This window comes from Lentimicrobiaceae bacterium (genome assembly GCA_023227965.1).
Lineage (GTDB): Bacteria > Bacteroidota > Bacteroidia > Bacteroidales > JALOCA01 > JALOCA01.
Genome location: JALOCA010000002.1, coordinates 21,608 through 45,642, shown reverse-complemented (window position 1 = coordinate 45,642; position 24,035 = coordinate 21,608). Strand labels below are relative to the sequence as shown.

The following is a 24,035-nucleotide window of genomic DNA, read 5'->3' as shown; positions in this document are numbered from 1 at the left end:
AACAATGGTAAAATTATTTGTGGTTCCCACTCCTATAGGCAACCTGGAAGATATTACTCTCAGGGCATTACGAATTTTGAAAGAGGTGGACTTGATTTTTGCGGAAGATACCCGGAACACTTCCAGACTTCTTGCCCATTATGGAATTACCACCCGCATGTTTTCGTTTCACCTGTTTAATGAACATAAAGTTGTAAAAGACATTGTTGCGAAGTTTCACGTTGAAAATACGATAGCTCTGGTAAGTGATGCGGGCACGCCGGGAATTTCGGATCCGGGATTTTTGCTTGTTCGCGAATGTTTGCGTGAAGGTATTGCAGTAGAGTGCCTTCCCGGAGCTACTGCCTTTGTTCCCGCACTTATCAATTCGGGATTGCCTTGCGAGAAATTCATTTTTGAAGGTTTTCTTCCCCACAAAAAGGGACGGCAAACCCGATTAAAATGGCTGGCGGAAGTTCCCTATACTCTTGTTTTTTATGAATCTCCCCACCGTATTCTTAAAACCCTGGAACAATTTGCCGATTTTTTCGGACCCGAAAGAAAAGCCAGTTTAAGTCGCGAGCTTACCAAAATATATGAAGAAACCCAAAGAACTACCCTGGCAGAATTAATCAATCTTTATAAAGAAAAACCTGTAAAAGGTGAAATCGTAATTGTTGTTGAAGGTAAGCTGTAGCGAACAAAATACTTACTCCTGCATTCTGGTTAATTATTCATTGTTTTGTATTAAACAATTTCTCTTTTTTTGTTTGTGCAAAGACAGGGCAATCATTATAAATTAAAGATATAGTGATTGTTATATAAATATTTGTATTAGTATGTAACAAATGTTTTTAAACAACGTCTGATACATACAAGCCAGAAAAGACAAAGAGTGCACAAAAACGAACACTTGCTTATCTAAACGAACAAAAATAAAATAGTTAATACATTATAAAGAATATACAGAATTAAAAATCAAACAAATAAAATTTCTGGCACGATTATAGAAACAACCACATAAAAACCAAAAAACCATGAAAATAAATTTTTTTACCATGATAGCAGCAGCAATGATAAGCCTTCAGATTGCCAATGCAGCAGTAGTAAATAAGACAGAAAACAGTATTCCTCCTTCTTATCTGCGACTTACACCTGCAACTCCTATAGAAGCACGTTTTGATGAAATTGTTACTATGTTGGAGCCATTTGCCTTTCTTTTGCAAGCAAAGCCTGAAATACCTTCTGAAGCACCAATTGAAAATGCAGAATTTCAATATCTTGCACCTGAGATACCTACAACAGCCGATATTGATACTACAGGTAACATCAATATATCTGCGCCTGAGGTTCCTTCTAAAGCAGATTTTGATGAATAATGATATTGTGAGAGACGAAATGTTTTTACACTAATTTTCTCATAATTTGATGGGTAACCCGTACGTTTAACGTACGGGTTTTTTTATCCTAAATGTGAAAGTATGGCTGCTACCAGTTTGTCTGCACCTTCTGCCACGTCGGTTATACTTGCATCAAGCATATAAGAAGGGGTGGTAAACACGTTATATTTTTCATCATAAACAACTTCTCCATGCGTTGAAGGAATATGCCTGGCGCCCATTTTTTTAATTGCATCCACTGCCTTGGAAGGTTCGGCACCTAAGGTAATTTGTACATTGTTTAAAACCCTGGCAAGGGCTACCGGGGCAATACACATAGCAGCAATGGGTTTTTTTGTTTCTGCCATTTTTAAAATAGCACGGGAAATTTTCGGATGTACTTCACATTCTGCTCCTTTGAATGCAAAGTTGCACATGTTTTTTGTAAAACCGGTTCCTCCCGGAAAAGCAAGGACGTCAAACTGGTCGGGGCAAAAAGTATCTATTTCTTTAATTTTTCCACGGGCTATCCGGGCTGCTTCTACCATAATATTACGTTTTTCAGGCATCTCTTCGCCTGTAATGTGGTTTATTACATAATATTGAGGTATATCGGGTGCAAATATTTCGTAAGAAGCACCAGCTTTTTTAATGGCTAACAAAAGTAAAGTGGCTTCATGAATTTCGGCGCCATCCAGAGTGCCACACCCGGCAAGAACTACTGCAAATTTTTTCATGAGTTGTTGGGTATTAGAGTAATAAACGCTTTTTTATTTTTTGGGATTCTTCTTCAAAACCAGGCTTATCCAATAGAGCAAACATATTTTTTTTATAATCTTCTACACCAGGTTGGTCGAAAGGATTAACCTGTAGCAGATAACCACTCAGAGCGCAGGCATATTCGAAAAAGTACAGTAGTTGTCCCAGTGTATATTCGTTTATGGATGGAATTTCAACCACCAGATTGGGTACTCCTCCGTCAATATGGGCAAGAAGTGTACCCAATTCAGCTTTATGGTTTATGGTATACACTCTTTTACCGGCAAGAAAATTAATGCCGTCAGAATTTTCTTTTTCAAAGGGAACTATGATTGTTTTGTCAGGATTTTTTACACTTATTACAGTTTCAAAAATATTCCTTTGCCCTTGTTGAATATATTGCCCCATTGAATGCAGGTCGGTAGTATTGCTTACGGTTGCCGGAAAAATTCCCTTTAATTCCTTCCCTTCACTTTCACCAAATAATTGCTTCCACCATTCGGCAAGGTATAAAAGGCGGGGTTCGTAGCTTACAAATATTTCTGTTGTAAAACTTTTACGATATAAAGCATTTCGTGTTGCTGCATACAAAGCAGCCGGGTTAACTACCATCCCCGATTGCGAGGTTAGGTATTGTTGCATAAGTTGGGCTCCGGCTATTAGTTTGCGGATGTTGAATCCTGCAACGGCTATCGGAAATAATCCTACCGGGGTGAATACCGAATAACGTCCTCCCACGTCATCAGGAATGATAAAAGTGGTATATCCTTCGTCGTCAGCAAGTTTTTTGAGCGCACCTTTTTCTTTATCTGTAATGACGACGACGCGGTTCTTGAGCGCATTTTTACCATACTTTTTCTTTATATGGTCTTTTAAAATCCGGAAAGCTACAGCCGGTTCGGTAGTAGTTCCTGATTTTGAAATAACTATAATTGCATATTCTTTAGTATTTAATATTTCGATAAGGTCGGAAATATAGTCTTCACTCAAATTTTGTCCTGCATATAAAATTAGGGGACTTTCCCAGGTAGATTTAAGACTGCTGAAATGATGTGAAAGAGCATCAATTACAGCTTTTGCGCCAAGATACGATCCCCCGATGCCGATAACTACTACCACTTCAGCAATTTTTTTTATTTTTAGTGCTTCCTGCTCAATAGTGGAAAGAAAGTCCGGGCTGGTATTTTGAGGAAGTTGTACCCATCCTGTAAAATTGTTTCCCTTGCCAGTCTTTTCTATCAGAGATAAATGGCTTTGGCTGATAGCAGGTTGCAGAGAACGGATTGTTTCCATGGAAACAAAACCTAAAGCATTCGAAATATCAATTTTTACATCTATCATACTTTATATATTGACTTTACGAGTACAAATATAATCAAAAGGGTAAAATAAAAAAATGCGACTTACAAATGTCGCATTTTTCAAAACAAACAACATATAAAATTTCGGTTAACCAATATTATCTTTTACTTCTCCTTAAATTTGCCGGATACTTGATGATGTTGCGTGCAACAAAAGTACGATTTTTAAAATAAAACTCCTTGTTAATCAGATATAAAAATCGTTAAATTTTGTTAATTGCTGAATAATTTGATTCTCAAGCTGTAACTTTGCTGCAATGAATAAAAGAATAATAGTATTTATTTCGGTACTTATCAGCCTTGTGTTGGTAGCATTAGTGGGAATTCAGATGTACTGGATAAAAAATGCTATTGCCGTAAAACAAGCTAATTTTGAAAGAAGTGTAACGGAATCGGTTTCGAGGGTAATTTATAATCTTGAAAAAATTGAACTTTCCGGTCAAATTCATAACCGGATGAGCCTGAACCAAAGAGGAACCGATCTTTTTAAAGCCATTGATTCAATTAATACATTGTATTTTAATGAATTTAAAAAACGTCAACGGCTGTCTGCGCCCGATAGTATTTTTAGCTACTCTTCTGAAAGAGTCGAAATTGAATACACACAGAAATCGGAAAACAAAACGGTAGAACATTTCGATACGACTATTATTACTGAAAACGGAGCAGCTAAGGCGGAAGCCAAACCTATTTATGCTGAAAAAACCCGGTCGGGTAAATTAAACGGGAACACAAAAAACATTACCGGTAAAATGAGCCGGCACAGACTTAAGGAATTGATGAAAATTAAATTTTCGTTGATAGACGAGGTCTTTGATGATTTGATGAATTTTAATAAGGTTAAGCCCGGTACTCGTAAAATAAATATTGTACTTATTGATTCATTATTATCATACGAACTAAAAAAAAATGGTATAGAAACCAGTTACGAATTCGGAATCTACAGTGCCATACAAAACCGTATAGTGTATGAAAAAACAGGACAGTATTCAAAAAAACTATTCAGCAGGGGCTTTGGATTTCAGCTTTTTCCCAGCGATTTGTCTTTTTCACCGGAATACCTGTTGCTGTATTTCCCGCACGAAAAACGCTACCTTTTTACACAATTATCAGGTATGCTTCTTATTTCCATCATACTTATCATTGTAATAATCCTGCTTTTTTCTTATACCATCACTACCATCATCCGGCAAAAGAAACTCGGAGAAATGAAAAGTGATTTTATCAATAACATGACGCACGAGTTTAAAACACCTATTTCGACAATTTCTTTAGCATGCCAGGCGCTTAACGATAATGACGTCCGTAAAATGGAAAACATACAGGAAAACTATATAAATATTATCAGTCAGGAAAACAAACGCTTAGGTAGTATGGCAGAAAAAATACTCCAAACAGCGGTAATAGAAAAAGGGCAATTAAAGCTTAAAAAAGAAATAATTGATATTCATAGTATTATTGCAGAGGTTGTAAAAAACTTTTCGCTTCAGGTTGATAAAAAAGGAGGCAAAATTCAGATGGAACTGAATGCAACTAATTTTTGCCTGTTTGCAGATAAAGAACACATAACTAATGTTATCAATAATTTACTCGATAATGCAAATAAATATACCCCTGTAACTCCACAAATAATGATTTCGACCGGTAATGTAAGTGAAGGAATAATGATTACCGTAGAAGATAACGGTATTGGTATCAGTAAATCAAATCAGAAGAAAATTTTTGACAATTTATACCGGGTCCACACAGGAAATGTACACGATGTAAAAGGATTTGGATTAGGTCTTAGTTACGTAAAAGCTATTGTAAACAAACATGATGGCAGCGTTACCGTTGAGAGTGAATTGAAAAAGGGCTCAATATTTAAAATATTTTTACCATTAGATAATAACCGTGAAAATTAATAATAAATGTAATGGAAAAGAGAAAAGTAAACATTTTATTAGCAGAAGACGACCCCAACCTCGGGAGTATTCTCAAAACGTTTCTTGAAGCAAAAGGATATTCTACTACATTGTGTGATAATGGAATGAAGGCTTTAGTTGCATTTAAAGAACACAATTTCGATTTTTGCATTATTGACGTTATGATGCCTGTAAAAGATGGCTTTACACTTGCTAAAGATATAAGAAGCCTCGATAAAAAGATTCCGATCCTTTTTCTTACGGCAAAAACAATGCCTGAGGACAAACTGAAAGGCTTTGAAGTAGGCGCCGACGATTATCTCACCAAGCCTTTTAACATGGATGAACTGTTAATGCGAATACAAGCCATTATCCGGCGAACAGGATCTCTCAGAAGCAACGATAATACAGTTTTCCAAATTGGAAATTACATTTTTGATTACAACCGCCAATTACTTACATTTCCAGGGTTTGAGCAGAAACTCACGTCAAAAGAATCGGATTTGCTGATGCTTTTATGCGAAAACATGCAAGAGGTGGTTGAACGTTCCTATGCATTGATAAAAATCTGGTTCGACGACAGTTATTTTAATGCGAGAAGTATGGACGTTTACATCGCCAAACTGAGAAAATATCTGAAAAACGACCCCAATGTAGAATTAATCAATGTCCACGGGATTGGATTCAGGCTGATAGTAAATCAGTGAATTACCAACTTTTTAACTATGTAATCTTCACCCGCATCGAGCCGCATTTTCAGCAGGTATGTGCCGGAAGTAAGTTGGCTGTGTTTATAGCAATACTGATGTTTTCCGGGGGAAAGCCTGAAGGCATCCATTTTTTTTCCTGCTAAAGAATATACTTCCATCACCCCCTTTTTTTCAATGCTATATTCAATAATAACATCACTTCCTGAGGGATTGGGATACAATAAAAAACCTCCTGCTTTGTTTTTCTTTTCGCCTGCTCCTGCAACTGTTTCGTCCCAAACGGCAAGTGTATATTCCCCTTTTTGCAGATTATTCACGATGACATTTCCTATGCCCCATGGACCGATACGTGTGAAAGCAATTGCCTGCCAGTCGGAAGCCGGTGAAGGACGATAAAGGATTACTAAAGAATCGTCGGGGTCAGTAATCAGGGTATTATCAAGATAAGAGCCTTTGTTATAGTTAAACCAGCCATTGGCTGAAAATTCTGCCGGGAAAATCCCATCTACTTTCCAATAGCGGTAATCGGAAAGCGTAAGTCCATACTGCGGAGTTTTAAGCGAATCAGGAGCTACCCAGTTGTGTTCGATACGGAGAAAAGCAGAATTCGAAACATTCTGAACATCGAGTTTGAAAAAACAATCGGGATATTCCCTTAAACCTGTTCCTTTTATAGTATCGGAATAGGCAGTAACTGCGTCGCTCAGTTTGTCGTTAGCATCCATAAGTACGGCTTCGGGTGCGAAAGGCAACTGGAAAGTTTTTTGTCCGGTTAAACCGGAAAAAATCATGGTATCACTTGTGAAGTTCCATTGGTCGTTAAGAAAAGTAATTTCCACACGGTTAGCTGCGGAATAATGGTTTGTTCCTCTGGCTTTTTGCTTCGTATAAACAGTAACATTGTATTGATTATCAGTAGGTACTACAGTAAACGAATCTACCGAGAAATGGGGAAATCCCGGGGTAAAAATCCATGTTTCAAAAAAGGCATCTAAGTTAATACCTGTACGTGCAGTGAGATAATCACGCAAATCCCAGGAAGATGCATGGTTATAAACAAATTCGGTAAGAAAGCCTTTTATTCCGTCAAAAAACAAACTGTCGCCAAGATAGCCTCTCAGGGTATGGGCTACCTGCCCTCCTTTATCGTAAACGGTACTTCCATAGGTAAATTCAGGAGGTATTCCGTATATCGCCCTGTATTCAAGATCTGTATGATGTGTAAATTGCAAAACTTCCTTGAGTTTGCTGCGGATATTGTCCTTGTACGCTTGTTTGCCATACAATCCTTCTTTAAATACCGATTCACAAAATACAGCCCAACCTTCGTTAAGCCACATATCCTCGGCGCTGGCACAGGTAACTTTATCGCCAAACCACATGTGTGATAATTCATGTGCATAAAGCCATTCGTCAGTAGTATTCCCGTTTATACTTGAATTTGGATACGTGATATTGGTGGCATGTTCCATTGCGCCTAATGAAGCGCCAACATATCCAACTCTTTCCCAGGAATAAGGGCCGAAACGGTTTTCGTAAATTGCCAATATCTCTTTCAGATGTACAAACGAACCTACGGCTTTAACCGAATCAGCCGGACGCACATAAATGGCGATGGGAACCCGCTGGTTCATGCCGTCGAAAGTATCGCGAACAGCTACGTAACTGCCCACAGCCACAGAAGCCAGGTAAGTGGGAATATCGTTTGCCATTTTCCAATGGAATATTTTTGTTCCGTTTCCGTTAGAGGTTTCGCTGATGAGAGTGCCTCCACAAATTGCTGTAATATCGTCGGCAACAGTAATATACATGTCGTAAAGGGCACGGTCAGTAAAATCGTCAATGCAGGGAAACCAGGCTTTGCCTAAATTGTGAGGGTTGGAATCGAAACCCACTCCGAGGTTGAATGCATAATTTCCTGAAAAATGGAATCCTCCCCAACCGGAAGCATCGGTAAACGGGTGACCATGGTAGTAAATACAAACTTCGGCAGTATCGCCCATCATAAGAGGCTGCTGTGGAATAACTTTCAGCAAGATATTGTTCGCTTGCTCGAAATCTGCTGAAATACCATTTACCTTAACCGAATCGGTCGTCAATGCTAAGAGTTCAATGTGTAACTCAGCAAGGGTAGCCGTTTTGGGGGTAAGAGTAAGGGTAGTGAATCCTTCAATGGTTTGGCTAGTTATATCAATATTTTGTAAATGAATGTCATAATGAATAACGTCGAGGCTGTCGCCCGGATTTTTATCTGCAAAAACCAATGATGGAATTCCAAAAAATGCAACTAAAAATATAAAAAAACCAGAAAAATTTACTGTTTTCATACCAGAAAAATATTATTGTGTAAATTTATGCGTTTGTTCTACAAAGATGACAATAAATTTCTGAAATTTACCTTGTCGTTGCAAAGAAATCCAATACTCCGGTTTTTCCTGTCCGGAAATGTACTTGCTTTGAGCGGGCATGAACATTCAAAAAAAATGGATAGATTATAAGTAAATGAAAATTAGATAATTATTAAAACTGGCATGATATTTTAACATTAAATGGCTAATTAAAAAAAATATATCTATATGATTAAAAAACCCATCATTATTTTTTTACTGGTGTTGATCACAAGTTGGGCTGCCAATGCCCAAAAACTTTGGTCTCTTGAGGATTGTATTCAGTATGCCATGGAAAAGAATCTGCAGATCAAACAGCAACAACTGGCTATTGACAATGCCGATGCCGATCTTTTGCAAAGCAAAATGGGGCTTCTTCCCGACCTTAACGGAGGTGCCACTCATTCCTATAATTATGGACAAACCATTGACCGTTACACCAATCAGTTTGCTACCGAACGGGTGCAATCCAACAACTTTTACCTGCAAAGTTCCATTACCCTTTTTAACGGATTTGAAAAAATAAATACTATCCGCCAGAACATGGTAAAACTCGACTACAACCGACTGGATAAAGAAAAATATGCCAATGATATTGCACTCAGTATCGCTACGATGTACCTGCAGGTGTTGTATTATACCGAAATGCTTGATGTAAACAAAAACCAGCTCGAAATTACACAGATGCAGGTAGCCCGTATGCAAAAAATGGTAGAAGCCGGAACTCTTGCCAATGGCGATCTCCTTACAATTGAAGCCCAGGCTGCCACTGAAGAATTGTCGGTTGTGGAAACACAAAACCAGCTCGACCTGGCGTATCTTAGTTTGGCCCAAATGATGGATTTGCCTTCAGTTAACGGCTTCAGCATCGAAAAGCCTGAAATTTCACTTGGAGAACAATCTTATTTGCTTGAAAATCCTGATAAAATTTATGATTTTGCCCTTAACAACCAGCCAGAAATAAAAAGTGCCAAATTAAAAGTAAAAAGTTCTGAACTGGGGCTTGCACGTGTACGTGGTTATCAATACCCTACACTTTCTTTGGGAGGAAGCTGGGCTACAGGCTACTCTGGTGCCAGCAAAGATGCCAGTCAACTGGGAACTGGTAAATATGAAATTTCTGTATTAAAAACAAAAAGTGGGGAAGAAATTTTGCAACCGGTTTATGATTACGAATACAAAACCCGTTCGTTCTCCAATCAAATTAAAGACAACGACAATAAATCCATAGGACTTTCATTGAATATCCCTATTTTTAATACCTGGCAGGTTCGCACCAATATCAATAAATCAAAAATTGGAATTAAAAGTGCCGAACTCGACCTTCAACTTGCCGAAAATAACCTGAGGAAAACTATCCAGCAAGCCTATGCTGATGCCAAGGCATCGCTCAACAGATACCAGGCATCCGGGAAAAAAGTGGCTGCTTCGGAAGAAGCCTTTAAATATTCAGAACAAAAATTTACCGTTGGCTTGCTTAATACTGTTGATTATAACAATACCAAAAAAGAACTGAATAAATCTCATTCCGAGTTGCTGCAATCGAAATACGATTACGTTTTCAAAACTAAAGTTCTCGACTTTTACTTAGGCAAACCCATGACACTAAAAAAATAACCTAAAAGCCCTTTCATACAAAAGAGATTCGCTATCCTTGTGGTAGCGAATCTCTTTGTTTTTAAAAGGTTTCGGAAACTATTCGGTACAATTCCGGCAAATATCTATCGCTTTCCTGTGTGAAAAAACTGCTTTTCGGAAAGCGGAAGCCTTTTCGTTTTTCCATAACCGGCGGAAGGGTTCACGGTTAAGATTTCCATACGTGTACGAAGCATCTTTGTCGTAACAACAGGGCAATAATTGGCCATCCCAGGTAATTACAGCACCACTCCACATGCGGAAACAATGATTATGCAGCGGATTTTTGATATGGTACATACCCTGACTATCCCGGCTATAGCGCGAATAATTCTCAAGTGAAGGTATCAACGGGTTACTGTCGGTGAGATCGTAAAACTGGGCGGTTTTTATGCTTACGGCGTCGGCACCAAGTTTTTTACTCAATGATTGAAATTTTCCAAGCAGGTGCTCATTGGTTCGTAACACAATGCACTGTGCGATAAGATAAGGGTGCAGGCTTTTCAATTGTTTTTTCTGTTCCGACAGGGTAAGTATTCCTTCCGTAACCTTATTAAAGTCGCCACCGGTACGATAAGATGAGTAGCTTTCGACATCGGTACCGTCGAGCGACACTATGAGCCGGTGAACACCCGAATTAATGGTGTTGCGGGCACTGTTAATATCGAGGAAATGTCCGTTTGTAGAAGAAGAAACATACAGCCTCCGGGAACAGGCGTAAGCCGCCATTTCGAAAAAATGCTTATTAAGATAAGGCTCTCCCTGGAAATAAAGAGTAAGGTAAAACACTTCAGGGGGAAGGTCATCAATGATTTTTTTAAAAACGTCGAATTCCATGGTACCGGTTTCCCGTTGCAGGTTTTGTTTCCCTGTAGGACATTCTTTACATTGCAGATTGCAAAAAGCTACAGGCTCAATTGCTATCGAAAAAGGCATACCCCAGTAAACAGGCTTTTTCAGTATCACGCTCATAAAATAACTCAAAACAAGTTTACTCAGGTTGAGCAAACGCCTGAAAGTCATCAAATTAAGCAATGAGTAACAATTATTTAGCCGTATAATCCACTTTTTCATGGGCTTTTGCCCCCTTTTACATTTTATCGGTAAGTTGTTTTACAATGCGGAACCGGCTAAAAAATTCCCTCGCCACGATGCGGATAACCGTATAAACGGGAATAGCTATAATCATACCTACTATACCCGAAACGCTGCCGGCAACTAAAATTACCAGAAAGATTTCGAGGGGATGGGCTTTTACGCTATTTGAAAAAATAAAAGGCTGAAGAAGCATTCCGTCAATGCTATTGGTAATGCCAAAAACGGCAATGATAAACAGGGTAAGCCACAGCAAATCCGTAGTTAATCCTGAATCAAGGCTACCTGCAACACCCAGAATTACCCCTACCGAAGTGCCGATAACCGGACCCACATAGGGAATGATATTCATTATTCCTCCAAAAAACGCCATAATCAGTGCGTTTTTAACTCCCAGAATGCTCAGTCCTATGCTCAGTAATGCGATTACGCTTATCAATTCGATAATTAAACCTGTAAAATACCGGCTTAGCAGGTGCTTGGTTTCGTCGAGCACACGTGAGGTTTGTTCTTTGTATTTCAAAGGGACAAGCAGCATTATTCCTTTGTAAAACAAATGTTCATCTTTCAAAAAGAAAAAACTGATAAACAGCACTGAAAATAATCCCACAAAAAAAGAACCTGTAAAACTGATGATTTGTCCGAAAAAATCGGAAAAGGTGGCAACATCAATGATAGAGCGTAACTGAGTTTTTAATGCCGATTGCAAGGTTTCTCCATGTGCAAGTATGCCATAATCATTCAGCATCATTTCGAGGCGGGCAAGAGGAACCTGAATATCTTCAAGCATTTTGTTGTAATCAATGGCTGAAAGAACTTTCGCTTCATGCGCTATGAGGGGGACAAATAACAGAATGAATAAGGTAATCACCAGTAGCAACAGGAATAAGGTGATTAGGGTGCTGACGACGGGAGGTAATTTCCGTTTCCTGATATGGATAGAATTGAGCCGGGTTACCATCGGTTGCCCGATAAACGAAACGATAGCAGCTATACAAATATAGGAAACAATGGTGCTGAAATACCATGCTAAAAATGCCAGGAGTACTATTCCGGCTGCGAGGGCTATTTTATGGATTTTTATCATGTTTTTCTTTTATTGGACATTCTTTTTGCAGAATGCAATTTTCTCACAAACGTATAAAAAAAACCCGTTTCTTTTCCGGAAACGGGTTTTTACTATCTAAAAAGCAAATTTATTCTTCAATCACAAGGAATTTGGAGGTGCTCCAAAATTCATGCGGGTTGGTAATGGTTATGCTCTCGATTTTTTTATCACCTATCATTTTGTAGGATGAAGAAGGATGGGTGGTGAGCATTTTGATTTTCTTTCCGCCAATATTGATAGATGTTACCTGGGTAACGTCAATTTTGGTAAAGAAATTTTTGTTAAAGTTGGGAAGCAATTTTCCACCACGGGCAATTACATTGTTCTTTTTCAGTTCTTTTCTGGTACCTATGCACCAAAAAGCAGTGTTGAGCGCAGTAGTTTGTTCGTTAATTTTTGAAGTTTGTTCATTGATGGTTTTTGTCTGCGCATCGGTTCTCGCATTTAGTTCCCTAACGCTGGCATTCAATTTCTCATTGTCAAGGTTTAACTTGGCGAGTTGTTCTTTCAGGGTAATAATTTCGGCATCTTTGTCGGCAATTTGTTTGGTAAGATTTTCTACCATTCTTTCCAGTTCTACCACTTTAACGTTCGATTTTTTCAGTTTTGCCTGTAAAGCACCTAATTTTTGTTTGTTCTGTTGCATCAGATCATTGATAATCTGAATATCGTTCAGAATTTTTTCCTGTGTGTTGGGTTTCATTTCCACATTACCGGAAGTGCTTTCGTTGATAACCATTTCGCGTCCCTTGATAGAATCGAGATTACTTTGGATATCATTGAACGATTTGAGATACGACATGATAGTGGTATCTTTCAATTGTGCCTGGCTTGTAAGACTGTCATTTTTTAGTTCTAAATCTTTAATTTTCTTTTGATTACAGCCAAAAGCAATTGGAATTACCAATAAAATGAATAAAAACTTTTTCATAGTTGTTTGTTTTATAGGGTTAATGATACTTTAGAAATGCAAAAATACTAAGTTTTACCAAAAATATACATCATAAAAAAAATATTTCTTTTTTTTTAAAATACATATAATCAATTGGAAAGATTTGAACGATGTTCAATCTACCTGCAAATATACATAATTTTACTTCACTTATACCCTGTAAACACCGTATTTTTGCAGGAAAACAATAAACATGTTTACACAAATACTACTGAAAAAAGGTAAAGAAGAGCCTTTGCGTCGTTTTCATCCCTGGGTATTTTCGGGAGCCATTGATAAGATAAAAGGAAAGGTACAGGAGGGGGATATTGTAGAAGTGTTTTCGGCAACAGGGGAATACCTGGCTACCGGTTTTTATCAGCATAATTCAATAGCCGTTAAAATCTTTTCTTTCGAACGTACCGATGCCGACTATGCTTTCTGGAAAGAAAAAATCAGGAAAGCGTTCGTTTACCGGCAAAGTATAGGTGCAAGTGGTTTGGATGCTACCAATGCATACCGGCTTTTTTTTACCGAAGGCGACGGAATACCCGGGCTGATTGCCGATGTGTATGCTTCTACTGTTGTTATTCAGGCGCATACTGCTGGGGTGTATGCACTGCGACATCAGTTAGCCGACGCCATAACCGAAGTGCTGGGCGAAAAAGTTGATGCCGTGTACGACAAAAGTTGCGAAACCCTGCCGGGAATAGCTACGCAAAACGAATACCTGAAAGGAGAAAAAAGCAGTACTATTATTAAGGAGAACAATCACCGCTTTCATATTGATTGGGAGCAGGGGCAAAAAACGGGCTTTTTCCTCGATCAGTGCTGCAACCGGCAATTGCTTGCAACCTATGCTGCAGGAAGGAATGTGCTGAATATGTTTTGCTATACGGGAGGCTTTTCGGTGTATGCGTTGCAGGCGGGGGCTGAAAGGGTGGTGTCGCTCGACAGCTCGCGAAAAGCCATAGAACTTACGGAAGAAAATGTTGCCATTAATAGTTTTACCGGTGACAGGCATCAATCAATAGTGTCAGATGCTAAAAAATATCTCGAAAACCTGCCAGCAAAATACGATCTTATTATTTTAGACCCACCCGCCTTTGCCAAACATTTAAGCCAGCGCAAACAAGCGATAAAAGGTTATAAATATATCAATTATCAGGTTATAAAGCATATTAAACCAGGTGGTTTGCTGTTTACTTTCTCCTGCTCACAGGCTATTGACAGGAATTTGTTTACTTCCACAGTGGTGTCGGCTGCCATTGAAGCCGGGCGTAATGTGCGCATTATGCACCACCTTACCCAGTCGCCCGACCACCCTGTAAATGCATTTCACCCGGAAGGCGAATACCTGAAAGGGCTGGTGCTTTGGGTTGAGTAGATAATTACGAATGCAACTTTTTGATTTGGTAAATTTAAAGATGAAAATTCAGGGTGTAGGAAGTTGTTGATTTTTTTTACACTGACAAGTCAGATAAATAAGAAGCTGTTAAAAAGTTATAGGATTTTATCGTTGATATAAGAAGGGGTGGCATTGTCCATCCCTTTTTATTTTCTGGAAAGAGAAACGATATTCACAACCCTTGGTTAATATTTTTATTTTTTTATTGCCGCAACGAAGTAAATAAAAAATGTATTTTTGCCTTGCATACGGTTCTTAGCCGATTAAAAGGGAATCCTGTGGAAAACAGGAGCTATCCCCGTAGCTGTAAGTTCTATCAGATTTTAATCACTCCTCTTGCCACTGCCCCGTTTATGGGATGGGAAGGCGCCGGTTAAAACAGAACAAGCCAGAAGACCTGCCGCATGTAATAATTCGTAGCTTTCGGGTGAAAGGCGAAGAATAAAGAATATACTATAATCATTCTTTATTTTTCTTTTCCCGTTTTGGTTACCGTTTTGTTGAGGGGTTTTGTTATACCTGTCAACGATGATGTGATTGAAAGTATTTACAAACTAAAATTATATCAGGTATGATCAACAAGAAAAATGTACATCTTCGTAATAGAGTCATTGCGTTTATTATTGTAATTACGGCACTTTGCCGCCTGCTGCCCCATCCACCCAATTTCTCGCCTGTTGCAGCCATTGCCTTGTTTGGCGGAATTTATTATTCCAAAAGGTATATGGCTTATCTTGTTCCGCTTGTTTCGCTATGGCTGAGTGATATCTTGCTAAACTACTCGTATTACCACCAGTTTGTGTTGTTTTACGACGGGTTTTATTTCACTTACGGGACTTTTGCACTCATCGTTTTGCTGTCGGGTTTTCTTATCCGGAAAGTGAAAGTACAAAGCATGCTTGTGGCAAGCCTCTCGGCATCCTTACTGTTCTTTATTGTTTCCAACTTTGGTGTATGGTTCTCCACCGTCATGTATCCACATACCCAGGCAGGACTAATGGCTTGTTACGTAGCCGGACTTCCATTCTTTTCCCATACTCTTATTGGCGATCTGGTTTATATTGGGTTGTTATTTGGTTTGTTTGAATTTTTGCAAAGCCGGATTCCTGCATTGCAAAGCAAGCATATTGTTTCATAAAAATCATTAATCAATACAATTTTATACAATGAAAAAAATTACTTTATCCGTTTTATTAATGTTTTCGTCCATATTGCTGTTTGCTCAATATCCTCCCGCTGCCGGTCAGGAAGGTTCTACGGCTATCAAATGGGATTCTGCCATTTTTCAATCCTGGGCTACGGGTTGCGAGGTACACAGAGGATTGATTCAAATAGATGATCCTACTATAACTTACGGAGGTTACAATCATGCTTCTTTCGGAACGCCTTCCATCACATTAGGGCAGGCAAAGGAAAGTTCTATGGACGTAGCAAGCTTAGGTGATGGTGGTTATGCCATATTAACCTTTGACCGTACTATCATTAACGGGGATGGATTTGATTTTGCCGTGTTTGAAAATGGGTTTAGTGATGCTTTTCTCGAACTTGCTTTTGTGGAAGTAAGTTCTGATGGTACTCATTTCGTAAGGTTTCCATCGGTATCGCTTACCGATGAAACTACCCAGGTAGGAGGCTATGATGCATTGAATCCTACCAAGATTAATAACCTCGCAGGGAAATACCGTCAGGGTTATGGTACTCCTTTCGATCTTGCCGACCTTGCTGATTCTGCCAATTTAGACATAAACAATATACGTTATGTTAAGATTACAGATGTGGTTGGAAATATTCTTGAACCTTACTGCTCTTACGATTCGCAAGGACATAAAGTTAATGATCCCTGGCCTACACCGTATTATTCCTGTGGCTTCGACCTGGATGCAGTAGGAATTATCCATGCCGGAACACCTTATCTTATGTCAACATTTAACGATCTGACTTTAGATGCCAATTCTTACTGGAATGGTTCCGATGGAACCGGCGGATTCAACAGCGGGGTGGCTCATTTTTCCAATACTTACGACAATACATATTTTTCGTGGAATGGTTTTGCTTACAGTTCGATGAACGATACGTCAACAGCAGGTTATACTAACCAATACAGTGCCTATACAAGGGATGCCCTGGAAACTGCCGGCGTGGATGGCGATTCTACCAACTATGCCGTATGCTTTGTTGCTACCGACTGGATGAACGGTAATGTACCTATCCCTGCAGAAATCAATTTTACGGATAATCATTCGCATCATATTTCAGGTTTTTATGTTACAAATGATACTTATACGGCTCTTTCGATGATCAACGGAGATGGTTATGCCAAAAAATTTGGCGGAGTCACAGGCAACGACCCGGATTGGTACCGTTTGATCGTACGCGGATATGATAGCCAGAATATCATTACCGATTCCGTAATTTTTTATCTTGCCGATTATCGTTTTGAAGATAATTCACAGGATTATGTGGTAAAAGACTGGCGGTGGGTTGACCTTTCTTTACTTGATGAGGTAACGAAACTGGACTGTTACGTTGAATCAACCGATGCCGGTTTATACGGAATAAATACTCCTGCCTATTTTTGCATGGATAATTTAGCCTTGTTGCCAAGTGGTACTTATGGTATTAACGATAATCCTGTTGCAAAAACAGATATTCATGTTTATCCCAATCCATGTGCTGACTATTGTTATGTAAGCAATGCCAAAGAAAGTGAAGTTACTTTGCTGGATGTTACCGGCAAGCAGTTATTGTGTAAGAAATGTACGGAGGCATCTTTTATGATAAACACTTCTGCATTAAAACCAGGATATTACCTGCTGAGGGTAATTAATGGAACGGAAATAAGTACAGTTAAACTAATAAAAAAATAATCAGACCTGATAATTAAAAATCCCTGTGCCTTGAGCGAAATCGAAAGGCACAGAGCTTTTATATAAATTTTTGCAATGAATTGCCGGTTTGTAGTATTGTTATGTATCAGCTTTAGCTTTGGAGTATCTTTTGCCCAGAAACCGGTAAGGGATACGCTCCGGCTAAAAGGCGTGGAAATAACCGGCACAAAAACACTGCTTAAAGACAAGTCAATAACTCCCATGCAAACCCTTACCAAAATTGAACTGGAAAGGATTGCCGGAAATACTGCTGCCGATGCCATTAAGACTTTTTCAGGGGTTACACTCAAAGATTATGGTGGTATAGGTGGCTTAAAAACGGTGATGGTACGAAGTTTGGGAGCCAATCATACAGGTGTATTCATGGATGGCGTACCTTTCAGCGACATGGCTACCGGACAAATTGACCTGGGAAAAGTATCAACCGGAAATTCCAACGATGTGTCTTTGATTATTGGACAGAGTTCTGCCCATTGTCTGCCTGCACGTTATTATGCATCAGCGAGCATCATCAGCATACAATCAGAAAAACCTGCCTTTATCAATAAAAACATAAATGTAAAAGCCGGAATAAAAGCAGGCTCTTTCGGTCTTTTTAATCCGGTTTTTACCATACAAAATCGTTGGAATAAAACTACTTATTCTGATTTTTCCTTCGATTATACCAGTGCTGCCGGAGATTATCCGGTAAAAATAGACTATGGTAACAACCATGATTCTACGCAAAAACGGAAAAATTCTGATATAGAATCCCTGAACATTAACGGAAGTGTGGTTTCGGTGCTTTGCGACAGTTCTAAGCTTTCGCTGAAACTATATTATTACAATTCGGAAAGGGGATTACCGGGTGCAGTAATTTATTACAATCCCTTTGCCTCGCAACGGCTTTGGAACAGCGACTTTTTTGCCAATCTTCAGTTCCGCAGTAACAATAAAAAACACTGGGAATGGCTTACCAACCTGAAGTTTTCGCGTAACTGGCTGCGCTATCTTGACCCGGACTACCTGAATACAAGTGGAAAACTGGATAATCATTATCTTCAGCAGGAATATTATTTTTCGCAGGTTGTTGCCTGGAAACCGGTTGATTCGCTTCGTTTATCATTGGCTTCTGATTTCTTTATAAATAAGCTGGATGCTAATTTGGATGATTTTGTTACCCCGATCCGTTATTCTTTTCTTAATGTTTTTGCCCTGCAGTATTCACGTAACAGAATAGAATGTAACGGCAACCTGCTTGCTACGTTGGTGCACGACGAAACAGAAAAGGGAAAATCTGCACCTTCGCGAAGCATTCTCAGTCCTTCGTTTTCTGCCGGGTACAAGCTGATGGACTTTCCTTCGCTTAGAATACGATTCCTTTACAAAGACATCTTTCGTATGCCTACTTTCAACGATTTATATTATACCCTTGTGGGAAACAATGAACTGAATCCTGAATATGCCAGGGAATACAACCTTGGGCTGACAGCTTACTGTAATTTTGACTTTATTGATTATGTGTCGCTGAAAGCGGATGCTTTTTACAATTATGTAAAGGATAAAATTGTGGCTGTTCCTACCAAAAATCTTTTTGTTTGGTCGATGCGGAATATTGGTAAAGTGGATGTTCGGGGTGCAGAATTGCAGTATGACATGAAAACCCGCCCGCTTTGGGATATCAGCTATGCACTTTCGTGTAATTATACTTACCAGGAAGCTACTGATGTTACGGACGAGAACTCTTCCACTTACAATCAGCAAATTCCATATATCCCTTACGAAACTTTCTCGGCAAGGGCTTCCGCAACCTATCGTTCTTTTTCTTTAAGTTATAACGCTTTGTATAATGGCTATCGCTATGTGCTTGGAGAAAATATTTATGAGAATATGCTTTCTTCCTGGTGGACGAGCGATGTGTCTTTGCTCTATGAAATAAAAAGAACCTTATATTCTGTAAGACTGAAAGGAGAGATCAGTAATTTATTTGATACCCAATATGAAGTAATACGTAGTTTCCCCATGCCGGGACGCGCCTATGCTTTTGCCATAACCGTAGTATATTAAAACAATAACCTTCTGTATGAATATGATAAAGAAATATTTTTTACCCCTGCTGTTATTGCCGCTCTTGTTTGCCTCGTGCAAAAAAGAACCATCTGCCCCGGACGACCCGCAATCCGGTAATGAACCTGCAAAAGCGATTTATGTGCTCAACGAGGGACTCTTCAACATGAATAATGCTTCGCTTACCTTTTTCAATTTTTTCGATTCAGCGGCTCAAACGGATTATTTCCTTGCTAAAAACGGTCGTAAACTTGGCGATACGGGTAATGACATTGCCATTTACGGAAGTAAAATATATATCGTGGTAAATGTTTCGAGCCAGTTGGAAGTGGTGGATGCTGCTTCAGGTGTGAGTATAAAAAGAATTCCTTTTTTCAATGGAGATACACCACGCCAGCCGCGGTACATTGCTTTCGATAAAAACAAAGCCTACGTTTGCAGTTTCGATGGAACGGTAGCCGTGGTGGATACAGCAACACTCGAAATAGAAAATTACATTACTACAGGAAATAATCCTGACGGAATCGCTATAACAAACGGTAAAATTTATGTTTCCAATTCCGGTGGACTGGATGCTCCGGATTACGATAGTACTGTTTCGGTGATAGATATTGCCACACAATCTGAAGTTAAGAAAATTACTGTTCGCATCAATCCTTACCGCATCGTTGCCGATGATTATGGTGATTTATACGTAATCTCACGTGGTAATTACGGAAAAATAAAAATGTGCCTCCAGGTAATTGATAGCAAAACCGACCAGTTGAAATATACCTTTCCCGACCTGGAAGCACTTAACCTCGCCATTAATGGCGATACAGCTTATGTTTATTATTACGATTACATTACTGGCTCCGGCTCAAAAATTATGTTGATTGATGTTAAAAACGAGAAACTTATCGGCAATCAGTTTGTCAGCGATGGTACTGAAATAGAAACCGTGTATGGCATAGCAGTGGATAAGTATTCAGGTGATGTATTCATTAGCGATGCACACGGATTTATCAATACAGGTGAAGTATATTGTTTTGATAAACAAGGGAAGAAAAAATATTCATTTCGTGCAGGATTAAACCCGGGACAGATTGCTATTTGGAAGTAAAAACATTATCAATGAATACTAGTGATGCGTTAACTTTTCAAAATTAGTTGTAAATAATTGATATAAAAACAAATATAATCGTTCTTTGATTTTTTGATTTGAATTGACCTGTAGTTTTGCATTTTTTTAAGTGCATGATTATGAATTCAGGTAAGTATGTATTCACCCAGCTTTTACAATTTGTCAACAGGTATGAGTTTGAAAAATGTGTAAATCGGTATAATGGTGACCACAGGATCAGAAATTTGAATTGTTGGAACCAGTTTTTACAACTTTTCTTTGGTCAACTGACTTCTCTTAATTCATTACGTGATATTTGTTTATGTCTTAAAGCTCACAAGAAGAAGCTTTATCATCTGGGTATTAAGCAACATGTTGAACAATCAACTTTATCGCGGGCAAATGAAAATCGTAATTGGCACATATTTGCTGATTTTGGAGAGTATCTGATAAAACTGGAAAGACCTCTTTATCAAGATACCCCAATCTCCAATATCGACATTGACAATGATGTGTTTGCTTTAGATTCGACAACGATATCGCTTAGCATCAAGTTGTTCCAATGGGCACCTGGAAAATACTCACGGGGTGCAATAAAAGTCCATACCTTGCTTGATTTGCGGGGTAGCATACCGACCTTTATCCTTATTACCGATGGTAAATACCATGACAGCAACGCACTTGATGAGATCATTCCAGTTTCTAATGCTATTTATTTGATGGATAAGGCTTATGTCGATTTTCTCGCATTGTACAATATCCATAAAGTAGGGGCATATTTTGTAACCAGAGCAAAAATATCGCTCGATTATATTGAAATCGAAAGAAACTTCAATATTGATGATTCAATGGGGTTAAAAGGTGATAAAACCATCAAACTTAATGGGTATAAGTCTAAAAAACTTTACCCGGAGAACCTTAGGCTTGTTGAATATTACGACCAAGAAAAAGCCTTATTGCTCGTGTTTTTAACCAACAATTTTGACGTATCGGCCCTTGAAGTTGCACGTTTATACAAAAATCGATGGCAAATAGAGGTGTTTTTCAAATGGATAAAGCAGAACCTCACCATCAAAAGATTATGGGGTCACTCAGAAAATGCAGTAAACATTCATATATGGGTGGCTATCTGCACTTATCTGATTGTGGCATATATCAAGCATTCACTCAAAACCAACTTGTCGGTTTACGAAACAATGCAAATTTTAGGAATATCTGCTTTCGATAAAACTTCAGTTAAGGAACTGCTTACCGAGGTACAAGCCAATCAAAATGTCAAATAACAATACGATTTATTTTGTGATTAATTTTAACGCATCAGTAGTGATTCCGTAGAATATAAAAGTAGCAAAACTGCATACGCCCATGTAAGCAAAAAAAGTTTTTCAAAATATTTCAGGTTCATTTGATAATCTGTTGAAAAAATATTCTTATAATTGCATTAAATAATATGTACCTTAAAAAGGTTGAAAAGGTGTATAAAACATATCTAATTTTATTGGCTTTATTTACCTGAAAAGGCGATTGGGTTCATGTGTAAACAAGTTAGCAACCAGGTTAAGATATGGTCTATTTGATCATCTCAGATCCGTCATTTAAATTCTAATAATTTGAAGTATCATACATTTAATCAATGAAATAAATCATGAATTTTCTAATGATGGTCATTAGAAAATTCATAATATAAATATTTGACAAACAATTTAATGCACTTTCTAATGACGGATTTGGGTTTAAAAATAATCTACCTCAAAAAGAGCAGCATAAAACAGACTCTAAACCGGTTTTTAAAAAAGGATTAGGTGATAAAAAACTTAATTTTGTTTTTATGATAAAGTATTATGCAATATTGGCAATCTTCTTTTTGGGAACCGCAATGCTCTTCTCGCAGGAAACCACTGCCCAAAAAGATTTACTGAAAAGAGCATATGAGAACGACAGATTAGTCTTTACAAGGCCCGAAGAGGCTTTTCAAAAGGCTGCAATCATCATGCAGGAAGCACAAAACGAAAAAAATAAGGAAGCAGAATTATGTGCTATTTCGACTCAATGTGTTTATTACGAATCGAAAAATAATTTTGAGAAATTAATGATTACGGCAAAATTATTATTTCAAAAAGCGGAATCTTACCAGAATCCTGTTTATCAGACTTCTGCAAAACTATATCTTTTCAGCGCTTATGCCTTTAATGGACTTTATGTCAAAGCATTTGAGGAATTAAAACAAGGTAAAAATATTATCAACAAGGTTGAAAATAAAGATTTTATAACTATCCTTACAAGGGTAAATCTTTTCATATCATTTTCTAATTATTATTATTTTCAAAAGGATTATGAAAATCAACTCAAATATCTCAAACTGAGCGCTCATGAGTATGAAAAATTCACGGACGAAAAAGAGAAAGAAAAATTTCGGTATATTGACTATTCAAACCGAAGCGGAGTTTTTATTGATCTGAAAAATATAGATTCGGCAGAATATTACGTTAAATTATCTGTTTCAAAAGATAAAGGAAACAGCATAAATGATATCCAATTTTCTAATTTTTTGGTGTTGGGGCGGATTTCCACGGAAAAAGCGGACTACAAAAATGCCGTTTTATATTTTAAAGAAGCCGAAAAAGTTAAAGGATACAAAAATCATCTGAATATTTTAGAATTGTATGATAATATCATTCAAGCATACAGGATGTTGAATGAGCGCGAAAAGGTTAAAGAATACGAAACAAAACGGGATTCACTGAAACTGGACATCTCTGAAAATCAAAATAAATCCCTGCATAACTTACTGAATGAAAATGGAAAGACACAAAAAAACCAATATATCTATGCGCTTGTTTTTTTTCTTGTGTTGATGGCAATCTTTATGTTTTTCATTATCAGGAAAAACTGGAATTTGACCCGCCAGGAGAAAATCAGCCAAGAGTATTTGAAGGAAAATCCTGAAAGCAAAAACGGGGAGGATTATTCAAGACTTCTGGAAATGTTGAAAAAAAATAACCTGGCATTCATGCCCTATTTTGACGAAGTATTTCCCGATTTCACTCAAAAACTACTTAAGATAAATTCGAAAATCATTCAGTCTGATATTGAATTCTGCGCCTTGCTGAAGTTAAAAATGCCCTCTCACGAGATTGCCAGATACAAATTTATCACACTCAAATCTGTGCAAAATAAGAAGTATTTTATCAGAAAAAAGCTCAACATACCCAAAGGTGTAGATATATACAATTGGTTTAGCCTGTTTTAAATCAGTGAGACTGTGATTTCAGGATCCGTCGACTGACGGAGAACTGGAATTACAAAGTCGAACTGATCCCGGGCTTTTGCCGAGGGATCTTTG

At 38.1% G+C, this 24,035-nt stretch carries 18 protein-coding genes and 1 riboswitch; of the genes, 12 read left to right on the top strand and 6 right to left on the bottom strand.

What is annotated here, in order from left to right; translation table 11 throughout:
- Positions 1-4 precede the first annotated feature (4 nt).
- Positions 5-676, top strand: a complete 672-nt coding sequence (gene rsmI / locus M0R21_01040; protein ID MCK9616402.1) for a 16S rRNA (cytidine(1402)-2'-O)-methyltransferase — start codon at positions 5-7, stop codon at positions 674-676.
- Positions 677-1,016: 340 nt separating this feature from the next.
- Entirely contained in the window at positions 1,017-1,358 is a 342-nt protein-coding gene (locus tag M0R21_01035; GenBank protein ID MCK9616401.1) for a hypothetical protein, read from the top strand.
- A gap of 83 nt (positions 1,359-1,441) precedes the next feature.
- Here the strand turns inward: M0R21_01035 and elbB are convergent, their stop codons facing one another.
- Entirely contained in the window at positions 1,442-2,095 is a 654-nt protein-coding gene (gene elbB / locus M0R21_01030; protein ID MCK9616400.1) for an isoprenoid biosynthesis glyoxalase ElbB, read from the bottom strand.
- Positions 2,096-2,108: 13 nt separating this feature from the next.
- A complete protein-coding gene (locus M0R21_01025) occupies positions 2,109-3,458 on the bottom strand; it encodes a glucose-6-phosphate isomerase (protein MCK9616399.1) in 1,350 nt (449 codons plus the stop codon).
- A 277-nt stretch (positions 3,459-3,735) separates the two neighbouring features.
- Between M0R21_01025 and M0R21_01020 the strand changes: the two genes are divergently transcribed.
- Both M0R21_01020 and M0R21_01015 read left to right on the top strand, forming a co-directional pair.
- Positions 3,736-5,382 carry a HAMP domain-containing histidine kinase gene (locus M0R21_01020; protein ID MCK9616398.1) on the top strand — a complete coding sequence of 549 codons (1,647 nt, stop codon included), beginning with the start codon at positions 3,736-3,738 and terminating at the stop codon, positions 5,380-5,382.
- An 11-nt stretch (positions 5,383-5,393) separates the two neighbouring features.
- Positions 5,394-6,089, top strand: a complete 696-nt coding sequence (locus M0R21_01015; GenBank protein ID MCK9616397.1) for a response regulator transcription factor — start codon at positions 5,394-5,396, stop codon at positions 6,087-6,089.
- Here the strand turns inward: M0R21_01015 and M0R21_01010 are convergent.
- The gene (locus M0R21_01010; GenBank protein MCK9616396.1) at positions 6,083-8,419 is read right to left on the bottom strand and encodes a T9SS type A sorting domain-containing protein; all 2,337 of its coding nucleotides are present in this window, start codon (positions 8,417-8,419) and stop codon (positions 6,083-6,085) included. The genes M0R21_01015 and M0R21_01010 overlap by 7 nt on opposite strands.
- A 249-nt stretch (positions 8,420-8,668) precedes the next feature.
- Between M0R21_01010 and M0R21_01005 the strand changes: the two genes are divergently transcribed.
- A complete protein-coding gene (locus tag M0R21_01005) occupies positions 8,669-10,096 on the top strand; it encodes a TolC family protein (GenBank protein ID MCK9616395.1) in 1,428 nt (475 codons plus the stop codon).
- Positions 10,097-10,174: 78 nt separating this feature from the next.
- Here the strand turns inward: M0R21_01005 and M0R21_01000 are convergent, their stop codons facing one another.
- The 3 genes from M0R21_01000 to M0R21_00990 all read right to left on the bottom strand — a co-directional run bounded on the left by M0R21_01000 (position 10,175) and on the right by M0R21_00990 (position 13,248).
- Entirely contained in the window at positions 10,175-11,188 is a 1,014-nt protein-coding gene (locus M0R21_01000) for an SPASM domain-containing protein (protein MCK9616394.1), read from the bottom strand.
- A 16-nt stretch (positions 11,189-11,204) separates the two neighbouring features.
- On the bottom strand, positions 11,205-12,296 hold the full coding sequence (locus M0R21_00995; GenBank protein ID MCK9616393.1) for an AI-2E family transporter: 1,092 nt from the start codon (positions 12,294-12,296) through the stop codon (positions 11,205-11,207).
- A gap of 109 nt (positions 12,297-12,405) precedes the next feature.
- Positions 12,406-13,248, bottom strand: coding sequence for a hypothetical protein (locus tag M0R21_00990; protein MCK9616392.1), 843 nt, complete (start codon positions 13,246-13,248; stop codon positions 12,406-12,408).
- 214 nt (positions 13,249-13,462) lie between these two features.
- Here M0R21_00990 and M0R21_00985 point away from each other — a divergent pair, with 214 nt between their 5' ends.
- From M0R21_00985 to M0R21_00955, 7 genes are all read left to right on the top strand, one after another.
- A complete protein-coding gene (locus M0R21_00985; GenBank protein ID MCK9616391.1) occupies positions 13,463-14,635 on the top strand; it encodes a class I SAM-dependent rRNA methyltransferase in 1,173 nt (390 codons plus the stop codon).
- A 253-nt stretch (positions 14,636-14,888) separates the two neighbouring features.
- Positions 14,889-15,076: riboswitch (cobalamin riboswitch) on the top strand.
- 151 nt (positions 15,077-15,227) lie between these two features.
- A complete protein-coding gene (locus tag M0R21_00980) occupies positions 15,228-15,794 on the top strand; it encodes a hypothetical protein (GenBank protein MCK9616390.1) in 567 nt (188 codons plus the stop codon).
- Positions 15,795-15,822: 28 nt separating this feature from the next.
- Complete coding sequence (locus M0R21_00975) at positions 15,823-17,523, top strand: DUF4465 domain-containing protein (protein MCK9616389.1); 1,701 nt, start codon at positions 15,823-15,825, stop codon at positions 17,521-17,523.
- A gap of 75 nt (positions 17,524-17,598) precedes the next feature.
- Positions 17,599-19,590 (top strand): TonB-dependent receptor, encoded by a 1,992-nt coding sequence (locus tag M0R21_00970; GenBank protein ID MCK9616388.1) that lies wholly within the window; start codon positions 17,599-17,601, stop codon positions 19,588-19,590.
- 22 nt (positions 19,591-19,612) lie between these two features.
- Complete coding sequence (locus tag M0R21_00965) at positions 19,613-20,692, top strand: hypothetical protein (GenBank protein ID MCK9616387.1); 1,080 nt, start codon at positions 19,613-19,615, stop codon at positions 20,690-20,692.
- Positions 20,693-20,832: 140 nt separating this feature from the next.
- A complete protein-coding gene (locus tag M0R21_00960) occupies positions 20,833-21,975 on the top strand; it encodes an IS4 family transposase (protein ID MCK9616386.1) in 1,143 nt (380 codons plus the stop codon).
- A 545-nt stretch (positions 21,976-22,520) separates the two neighbouring features.
- Complete coding sequence (locus M0R21_00955) at positions 22,521-23,942, top strand: hypothetical protein (protein ID MCK9616385.1); 1,422 nt, start codon at positions 22,521-22,523, stop codon at positions 23,940-23,942.
- Positions 23,943-24,035: the final 93 nt, after the last annotated feature.

Bases quoted from the DNA above. Each gene is read 5' to 3' on its own strand.
- rsmI (MCK9616402.1), top strand. From the start codon at position 5: ATGGTAAAATTATTTGTGGTTCCCACTCCTATAGGCAACCTGGAAGAT.
- M0R21_01035 (MCK9616401.1), top strand. From the start codon at position 1,017: ATGAAAATAAATTTTTTTACCATGATAGCAGCAGCAATGATAAGCCTT.
- elbB (MCK9616400.1), bottom strand. From the start codon at position 2,095: ATGAAAAAATTTGCAGTAGTTCTTGCCGGGTGTGGCACTCTGGATGGC.
- M0R21_01025 (MCK9616399.1), bottom strand. From the start codon at position 3,458: ATGATAGATGTAAAAATTGATATTTCGAATGCTTTAGGTTTTGTTTCC.
- M0R21_01020 (MCK9616398.1), top strand. From the start codon at position 3,736: ATGAATAAAAGAATAATAGTATTTATTTCGGTACTTATCAGCCTTGTG.
- M0R21_01015 (MCK9616397.1), top strand. From the start codon at position 5,394: ATGGAAAAGAGAAAAGTAAACATTTTATTAGCAGAAGACGACCCCAAC.
- M0R21_01010 (MCK9616396.1), bottom strand. From the start codon at position 8,419: ATGAAAACAGTAAATTTTTCTGGTTTTTTTATATTTTTAGTTGCATTT.
- M0R21_01005 (MCK9616395.1), top strand. From the start codon at position 8,669: ATGATTAAAAAACCCATCATTATTTTTTTACTGGTGTTGATCACAAGT.
- M0R21_01000 (MCK9616394.1), bottom strand. From the start codon at position 11,188: ATGAAAAAGTGGATTATACGGCTAAATAATTGTTACTCATTGCTTAAT.
- M0R21_00995 (MCK9616393.1), bottom strand. From the start codon at position 12,296: ATGATAAAAATCCATAAAATAGCCCTCGCAGCCGGAATAGTACTCCTG.
- M0R21_00990 (MCK9616392.1), bottom strand. From the start codon at position 13,248: ATGAAAAAGTTTTTATTCATTTTATTGGTAATTCCAATTGCTTTTGGC.
- M0R21_00985 (MCK9616391.1), top strand. From the start codon at position 13,463: ATGTTTACACAAATACTACTGAAAAAAGGTAAAGAAGAGCCTTTGCGT.
- M0R21_00980 (MCK9616390.1), top strand. From the start codon at position 15,228: ATGATCAACAAGAAAAATGTACATCTTCGTAATAGAGTCATTGCGTTT.
- M0R21_00975 (MCK9616389.1), top strand. From the start codon at position 15,823: ATGAAAAAAATTACTTTATCCGTTTTATTAATGTTTTCGTCCATATTG.
- M0R21_00970 (MCK9616388.1), top strand. From the start codon at position 17,599: ATGAATTGCCGGTTTGTAGTATTGTTATGTATCAGCTTTAGCTTTGGA.
- M0R21_00965 (MCK9616387.1), top strand. From the start codon at position 19,613: ATGATAAAGAAATATTTTTTACCCCTGCTGTTATTGCCGCTCTTGTTT.
- M0R21_00960 (MCK9616386.1), top strand. From the start codon at position 20,833: ATGAATTCAGGTAAGTATGTATTCACCCAGCTTTTACAATTTGTCAAC.
- M0R21_00955 (MCK9616385.1), top strand. From the start codon at position 22,521: ATGATAAAGTATTATGCAATATTGGCAATCTTCTTTTTGGGAACCGCA.